This is a genomic window from Gilliamella apis (genome assembly GCF_002142155.1).
GTDB classification, from domain to species: Bacteria; Pseudomonadota; Gammaproteobacteria; order Enterobacterales; family Orbaceae; genus Gilliamella; species Gilliamella apis.
In genome coordinates, this window is sequence record NZ_NASD01000039.1 from 1 (window position 1) to 8,848 (window position 8,848).

An 8,848-nucleotide genomic window follows, 5' to 3' on the forward strand; every position below is an offset into this window, starting at 1 on the left:
ACAAAATTACAGTCAAAATTCAAGAATATAAAGGTATATAGAAGGTATGATTAATTACAGCTTTATTAATAGAAGAGAGCAATATAGCGATAACCGAGTTCGCATGAAAAAAGCAATTATCTAAAAGATATGGTTAAACTAACATTATCGTATTAAAAATACAATAAATTAATAAATAAAAAAGGGCTAAAAAATAGCCCTTCCTCATTAATTAGATCATTAATGGTGTTTTCATTGTTAATCTTAATTACCAAGTAATCAATTAATGCTCACGTGTTTTTCTAAATTCCACATCTGGATAACGTTCTTGTGTTAGATTTAGATTAACCATACTCGGCGCAATATAAGATAAATTATCACCACCATCTAGTGCTAAATTTTGCTCACATTTTCGTTTAAAATCTTCAAGTTTCTTAGCATCACTACATTCAACCCAACGAGCCGTTGTTACATTTACTGGCTCATAAATCGCTTCTACGTTGTATTCAGATTTTAAACGCGCAACAACTACGTCAAATTGCAACACCCCTACCGCTCCAACAATTAAATCATTGTTGGCAATTGGACGGAATACTTGTACAGCACCTTCTTCTGAAAGCTGAACTAAACCTTTTAATAATTGTTTTTGTTTGAGTGGATCTTTTAAACGAATACGACGAAACAGCTCAGGGGCAAAATTAGGTATACCGGTAAATTTAAGATCTTCGCCCTGAGTGAAAGTATCACCAATCTGTATAGTGCCATGATTATGTAAACCAATAATATCACCAGCATAAGCTTGTTCAACATGATCTCGATCACCAGCCATAAAGGTTAGCGCATCAGAAATATTCACATCTTTTGCGATACGAACATGACGCAACTTCATACCTTTCTCGTATTTACCCGATACAATACGCATAAAGGCAACTCGGTCACGATGTTTAGGATCCATATTGGCTTGGATCTTAAATACAAAACCAGTAAATTTTTCTTCGGTAGCTGCAACTTCTCGTTTATCAGTCTGGCGAGGTTGAGGCGTCGGAGCCCAAGCTGTCAAACCATCAAGCATATGATCAACACCAAAATTCCCAAGCGCTGTACCAAAAAATACTGGGGTTAAATCACCAGATAAAAATGCTTCCAGATCAAACTCATTTGATGCACCTTGTACTAATTCAAGCTCATCACGAAGTTGCTGTGCTAAATCGTCACCAATTGTGTTATCGAGTTCTGGATTATCTAAACCTTTGATAATACGAACTTCCTGAATAGTATGACCTTTACCTGTTTGATAAAGATAAGTCTCATCTTTCGCTAAATGATAGACGCCTTTAAATAATTTACCACAACCAATTGGCCAGGTAATTGGTGCGCACATGATGTTAAGTTCGTTTTCAACTTCATCAAGCAACTCCATTGGATCACGTATATCACGATCAAGTTTATTCATAAAAGTCAAAATTGGCGTATTGCGTAAACGCGTTACTTCCATCAATTTACGTGTTCTATCTTCAACACCTTTTGCCGCATCAATAACCATTAAACAGCTATCAACAGCCGTTAATGTTCGATAAGTATCTTCCGAAAAGTCCTCATGCCCAGGAGTATCAAGTAAGTTAACTAAACAATCATTATAAGGAAATTGCATAACCGATGTGGTGATCGAAATACCACGCTGTTTTTCCATTTCCATCCAATCTGATTTAGCGTGCTGAGCATTTGCACCACGCCCTTTAACCGTACCCGCAGTTTGAATCGCTTGTCCAAACAACAATACTTTTTCGGTGATAGTCGTTTTACCCGCATCCGGGTGAGAGATAATAGCAAAAGTACGACGAGCCTTAACTTCGTCTAAATAAGCTTGTTCTGTCATAAAATTAATCAATTTAGCTAAGCAAAAATAATGGCGTATTCTAACAGGTCTACATCTATATTGCCATTGAAGAAGACTATTTTGCTATTTGCCTTATTGATATATCTATGCATAATAGCGGCATTTAATACTGATGGTGATATAATCACTATTTGGTAATAGTGTTTAATATTAGAAATATCTGAAAATAACCATTAATATGAATATTCGTGACCTAAAATTGTTTTTACATTTGTGTGAGACATGTCATTTTAGTATGAGCGCTGATGCAATGCATGTTAGCCCATCCACACTTTCAAGGCAAATCCAACGCCTTGAGGAACAATTTGGCCATCAATTATTTATTCGCGACAATCGACAAGTTCAAATTACTCATGAAGGCGAAAAAGTTAAACGATTTGCTCTACAAGTTGTAAATCTACATCAACAATTAAAGCACGAGTTAGATCAATCTACTCAACAATTGGTCGGAGAATTAACATTATTTTGCTCGGTAACGGCTGCCTATAGCCATTTACCTGATATATTAGATCGCTTCCGCATGCATTATCCACTAGTTGAAATAAAACTATCTACTGGTGATGCCGCTGATGCAGTTGAAAAAATTCAATCCAATCAGGCTGATCTTGCCATTGCAGGCAAACCTAAACAATTACCAGCTGGTGTTGAATTTATAAAATTAGGTGAGATTGAAATGGTCTTATTAATTCCTAAACTCAATAGCTCATTTAGTGATAAGTTACATCAAAAAACGCCGGATTGGCATAACATTCCTTTCATTTTGCCAGAACATGGCCCCAGCCGACAAAGAATTGATTTATGGTTCAAACAACAAAAAATAACTTGTCCTAGAATTTATGCAACAGTTGCAGGACATGAGGCAATTGTATCTATGGTTGCTTTAGGATGCGGTGTGGCATTATTGCCAAAAGTGGTAATGGAAAACAGCCCAGAAAGAGTACGCGAGCGAATTACTGAATGGTCAACCAATTTAATGCAACCATTTGATGTCGGTATATGCGTTCAAAAAAGACGATTATCAGAAAAAATTATTTCGGCGTTTTGGGCTCTTGGGAAGCAAAATTTACCGTCTAATGAATAAATTATATAATCAATCATAAAATGGAAAACTAAACTAATTAAAAAATGGGAAGCTACTGTAATGACCTTAATAATCAGAAATAAAAAAACTTTAATATCATTACTATTTTTACCACTACTTACAATTCCGAATATAGGCTATACCGAGCAAAACAATCCCTACAAACCAAAACCACAATGGATTACTATTCACAGTTCAAATTACTATGATGGTGATAGCGACGATCTGGTTACAGCCGGCATTGGCTTTACACCTTTATCATCAATGATACAAAAATTCAAATTTGCTGATCCAGCTAATCCCACGACGCAGGAGCTTCGTCGAGCCAAACTAAATCGTTTTATTGATACAAAAACTGGAGAGGGTCAATTATTTGGCTTTAAACAGAAAAACTTGTCACCATTGTTTGACGGAAAAATGGCCGGTAGCGAAATTTTAGCGACACTTAAAGAAGGAAATGTCGGTATTCTATTACAAATTCCCGTTGATTTTGATAAGAAAAAACCATGTATAGTGGCCGTTCCTGCTAGCAATTATGACGGTTTATATAACGCCAAAGATATGCAAATTCGTGGGCTTTGGGGACTAAAACACAATTGTGCAGTAGTTTATAACGATAAAGGATTGGGGAATGGTATTTACGATATTACAAATCAGCAAGGTTTCACTATAGAAGGAAAAATTGCAAAAGATAATCTATTATTTAATCCTAAGATTAAAAATAGAGAAATTTTTATCGAAAATAATCCAAATAGATATGCCGTTAAACAGTTACATTCAAAACAAAATCCTGAACATAATTGGGGCAAATATATTTTAAATTCTATTGAATTTGCACTTTATGAAATAAATGATAGATTTTCAGCCACAAACACTCGCGATTTTAACGCGGATAATACGTTGATATTAATCTATGGTGCTGAGGATGGTGCTAGTGCAGCTTTGAAGGCTGGTGAATTAGATAAAAATGGTATCATTGATGGTATTGTTGCGGTTAATCCACAAATACAACCAAACCCAGATATTACCTCACTTTCAATCCAAAATAAAACTAGTTCTAGAAGTTTAAAATATAATTCAATTCCTGATTATGCTACCTTAGCAGCACTTTATATTCCTTGTGCCATCCCGGCAATTGAGCCTAATAAGTCAGACAATTATGTTCCTTATGCGTTGAAATATTTTTATTCACAAAATCGCTGTGATGCACTAAAAAAAGCTAAATTATTAACTACAGGAACACCTAAAGAAGCCCTAGACAAATTACATGATTATGGTTGGCGACCAGAGATGGAGATCCAGTTACCCTATTTTTATTATAAAGAGTCTATTGCCTTTCCGTATCAATATATCAGTTCATATGGTCGTTTTGATGTTACAGAAAACATGTGCGATTATTCTGTGGCCAGTACTCAACAAGATCGACTCTATAATTTTGGCGAAGTAATGCCTTTAAAAGAAGTAAACTTCTCTGAAATATGGTCACTATCTAATGGTCATTTACCTATTTGGGCAGATAAAGATGTTACCGCTATTGATCTGGTTGTAAATAAAGATATCGTTTCACCAAGACGAGCATGGTACTCAAGTTCTGAAATTGAAAATCAAATAGATTATGGTATTAAAGGAGCAATTTGTTTACGAGAAAAAATAACCGAGAAACGAGTTATTGATGGACTCAAACAAGTACAAGCAACCGGAAATTTAAATAAAATTAAAACGTTTATTGTACATGGACAAAATAATGTCAAACAGTTAATAGATCATACATCTCGCCCTTATGTTGCTTTAAATAGTGCAGTAGAAGGAAAAGAATCACAACTACGTTATATCGAAGTTGAAAATGCTAGTTATCTCGACGGCAAATCACCATTTGATAATACATTATTGGCTATTGATTATTACGGTGAAGATGCCATTGAGTGGTTATGGGCTAATCTAACTAACAATACGACATTACCTGAAAGCCAGATAATTCGTACTAAGCCAAGAGGAGGCCGCATTGGTCAAGCTCCGCAAGCGACAATTGAAAACTTAGTACCAATAACTCAAAAACCAGATATCAATAACTTAATAATATTGGAAGATAAAAAAATCGCTTTACCTTAATAAAACTATTTGATTTTTTTAATGGTTATCGAATGAGTTTATATAACTAAATTATACGATAACCATTGTCTCATTAACTTATGCCGATTTTACAAATGTACATATTTTCGGGTATAAATCAAAAAAAAGTATTTCTAATGCATTATAATTTTGCTTGATATCAATAATAGTTTCTTGCAATAAATAAAGCTTTGGTCTTCGCTGTGCCATACCTTTTAATACTTTCGCAATAAAATCGATTGAAGCGTAATTTTCTAGCCAAGATTCTCGCCACATTGCATTCATAAAAGATTGGTAATTTTTAGGATAATCAATAATATATGGATGAATATGCCTTTTAGTCATAATATTAAATGACGATAAAGTTTGACTTGAACCAAAATCATGCCAATACTTTGATAAAAAATGATCCCAAACAATATCAAGCGTAATTGGAGCAACACGTTGATGACTATTTCTAAATAACATTTTTGCTTGTTTAACAGAGGGAAAACTATCAGTAAGGTTATCAACTTTTCGATGCAACATAATGCCATCAGCTATCTCTGTCGGATACTGTTGATAAGGATCACCTTTTACAAAATCAGCAACAGTATTGCCAATTAGCGAGCTATTGGCAATTGTTGCTAAATGCAAATGCGCAAGAATATTCACAACGTTCTACCAATAATCAATCACGATGTTTAAATTCGCCTTCAGCAAATCCTTCTCGCCAATAGCTGGTGATCTGAATTGCATTAGGTTCTAAATTAAGATATTTATTTTTGATTGAATGGCGTAATTGTTGTGCTAATGATCTTTCCATTCCTCCCCAAAACAATATATTTTCTTGATCACTCAAATCAATGTTCATTACAGCTTCAATTAATTGATTAGGAGCATTTACATCCTTAACGAACCATTGAACTGTTACATTTTTGTTGATTGGGAGCTCAACAATATCCGTTTTGTGATTAACTTCAATAAAAGCTAATGCTTTTTGAGAACTAGGTAAATTTTCTACGGTATAACATATAGTTGGCGCTGCAGAAATATCGCCCATCAAAACTAAAAATTGATTATCAAATTCTAATTTACCTGCGGTACCAACAATACCAACTTGATCGCCTACTTTAGCCTTTTGAGCCCAACACGTCGCTAATCCATGAGAATGAATAGCAAAATCAATGATTAACTGATTGGTGGATTCATCATAACCACGAATGCTATAACTACGCGCTAATTGGCGAATTCGATCACTTACCATGATTTTATTATTTTCGTCTAATTGCGGAAAAGTAATTTCATTAGTCAAAGGATCAGCAAAGAGTAATTTTAAATGAGGACAAATCCAATTAGGGTTGACCATCAACGGCTTATCACAGCTAAAATGCAAACGTAAAAAACTATGAGATAACTGTTCAACTTTAATAACTGTTAATAACGCATTAATAATTGCTTTTCTTGGCTTCTCTTGCATATGATGATCCTTATATTGCTGATATAACAGAAACATCATACAACAAAAAATAGCTAATACTATTAATTTTGACTATGAAAATATAAGTTAATTTATAGTTAATTAACGATATCGTTATTAAGCTGTCACTGAAAAACCCCTTTCCTCAAAATTTGAGGATTACCCAATTATTAATAAATCTAACTATTTGATATATAGTGCCTATATATCATACTTATCTGAAATTATACGAAAAATAACCTACTTAATAATAATTTCAGAAAGTAACTAGATCATGTTTTGAATAATTGTTTTTTTATATTTTTGATGAACTCTTTATCTGTATCGATTATATGGCTATCGCTTTGCCAATATTTTAAATAAATGAGTTGTTGTTTACTTAATTTTAATTCTATTTTGTATAGTTTTTTATCTATATCCGCTGGCTCCGACGCCGACGCCTTGCTCGTTTTCAACGGCTCGATGTCGGCTTTTGACATTTCGTTCGCTACTCTCTCTTCATGCCAACGTCGCTTTAACCACTGATGATATTGTTCAGTATCGTAATCCATTCTAAGCTCAGCGCCAAAAACGGTTTTCACCGCTTTTGGCAATCGCTCGGTCAACTTTGATTCGGGAAAACCACACACCACAATCTGACGATTAGGATATTTTTTAAACTGCATAAAACGTAGATTTAGGCAACAGCCTAAATGCTCAGTTAAAAGAAAAGCGCCTTGATTATAAGCACGCAAAAACATACCTTCTTTAAATAGTAATATACCTTTAAATTGATCTTGTTGATAAAATTTTTGTAACATATTCATAATGATTCTTGTCTAATAAGTAATAACCCAATTTATTTTCTACAAAGAGCATTCGCATAGTGAGTACGATATGTTGGCCCAAGAAAAAAATCATATGGTTGTATACCGACAAAACCATCATGACTATGAACTACAAATCCCAATCTAGGATTATCCTTATTAATTTCCTTAGCCCAATAATTTCCAACAAATGAACTTACATCAACGCTCATTTTTTGCCAGTTTGAATCAGGATAACCATCTTTAGTAACCCATCCCCACTCACCAAATACAGATTTCCCGATTTGTCTGGTAGAGCTATTACTAAGATGATCTAAAGAACTTAGGTTATAAAAATCATAAGCTCGAGGTGAATCGGAGAGCTCTGTCATAGATAGCATATTATTACGACCGTCACAAATCTGCATGGCTTGTTCAATAGTGATCTGTCCAATATGTGGAATAACCCATATATTAGTAGGATTAAAAGTATACTCATGGATGACATTATTATTTCGAATCAGTGTTGCACGTACAGTAACTGGTCCTGTAGGTTTATCATTTAATGTAATATAACCTCTACTATCAATACTGACTTTATTACCAGGATTAATTGGAATACTGAATTCATAATCCATTTGATTACCCGTCATAACTAGCTGAAATTTTGCCCCAGGAAATCCTGTAGTTGGAAATTTTTTCCCTGATGACTCAGTCGGATTAACTTTATAGCCCATATTAGGAACATAATCACTTGAATAACCACCGCCATTCTTTGGATCCCTTTGCGTAAAATTAGGATCATTCCAACTATAACTATCATCTGGGTTAATACCATCCCATTGATATTCAGGCACTAGTTCTGTCGCATAAGGTTTGGCATAACACAATTCAGATTTTACTGCAATTTTGTAGACCTTTTTTATTGTTACAAAATCACTTTTTCTCGGTTGACCATATTGTGAGAAAGTTTGTACTTGATTAGTTATCTCTAACATTAATGGCATTGGATAACCACTTCCACAACCAATTACCTTATTTTTATCGCTAGTAGAAATTTTATTGCCATTAGCATCAAACCATTGCCAAGTGGTTTCCGTGGTTAGAAATGGTTGAATAGGATCGATATCATCACCGTCTAGATCTTGATAATTCATTCGATTGTCTAATGATTGATAATTAAATCGCTGTATGGCAAATTGATTAAAAGTTAAATTAGCATCAAACTCTTTAATTTCGTTTTCTTTGATATTACCGCTAAATTCACTATAAAATACACCGTTTACCATAAAACCATGTTTATCTGCAGCTATTTGTGTATTTATAACTTCAGGGTTATTCCCGTGAATAACGTTAACAGTTTGAACGGTTAAAGCATTAATATTAAAGCTCAATAATAAGGAGAATAAATATAATGAATAAATTAAATTGGATGATTTATATGGATAACGTATCTTTATACGTAATTGACTAAAATTTTTTATTGATAAGTGTTTATATGCCCGATGCCCGATGCCCGATGCCCGATGCCCGATGCC

At 34.0% G+C, this 8,848-nt stretch carries 7 protein-coding genes; 2 read left to right on the forward strand and 5 right to left on the reverse strand.

Annotated features, from left to right (window positions below; all coding sequences use genetic code 11):
- Positions 1 to 262 precede the first annotated feature (262 nt).
- A complete protein-coding gene (gene prfC / locus B6C84_RS11325) occupies positions 263 to 1,855 on the reverse strand; it encodes a peptide chain release factor 3 (protein WP_086354252.1) in 1,593 nt (530 codons plus the stop codon).
- Positions 1,856 to 2,054: 199 nt separating this feature from the next.
- On the opposite strand from prfC, the gene ilvY reads away from it, so the two are divergent.
- Positions 2,055 to 2,957: an HTH-type transcriptional activator IlvY gene (gene ilvY / locus B6C84_RS11330; RefSeq protein WP_034901974.1), complete on the forward strand. Its 903-nt coding sequence runs from the start codon at positions 2,055 to 2,057 to the stop codon at positions 2,955 to 2,957.
- A 60-nt stretch (positions 2,958 to 3,017) separates the two neighbouring features.
- Complete coding sequence (locus tag B6C84_RS11335; RefSeq protein ID WP_086320079.1) at positions 3,018 to 5,066, forward strand: 3-hydroxybutyrate oligomer hydrolase family protein; 2,049 nt, start codon at positions 3,018 to 3,020, stop codon at positions 5,064 to 5,066.
- A gap of 78 nt (positions 5,067 to 5,144) precedes the next feature.
- Here B6C84_RS11335 and B6C84_RS11340 read toward each other — a convergent pair whose 3' ends face one another.
- The 4 genes from B6C84_RS11340 to B6C84_RS11355 form a co-directional block, all read right to left on the reverse strand.
- Entirely contained in the window at positions 5,145 to 5,720 is a 576-nt protein-coding gene (locus B6C84_RS11340) for an acyl carrier protein phosphodiesterase (RefSeq protein ID WP_086354253.1), read from the reverse strand.
- Between the two features lie 16 nt (positions 5,721 to 5,736).
- The gene (locus B6C84_RS11345; protein WP_165755157.1) at positions 5,737 to 6,525 is read right to left on the reverse strand and encodes a siderophore-interacting protein; all 789 of its coding nucleotides are present in this window, start codon (positions 6,523 to 6,525) and stop codon (positions 5,737 to 5,739) included.
- Between the two features lie 272 nt (positions 6,526 to 6,797).
- Positions 6,798 to 7,331: a hypothetical protein gene (locus tag B6C84_RS11350; RefSeq protein WP_065613331.1), complete on the reverse strand. Its 534-nt coding sequence runs from the start codon at positions 7,329 to 7,331 to the stop codon at positions 6,798 to 6,800.
- A 32-nt stretch (positions 7,332 to 7,363) separates the two neighbouring features.
- Positions 7,364 to 8,848: hypothetical protein (locus B6C84_RS11355; RefSeq protein WP_217338150.1), on the reverse strand; the 1,485-nt coding region annotated here is incomplete at its 5' end.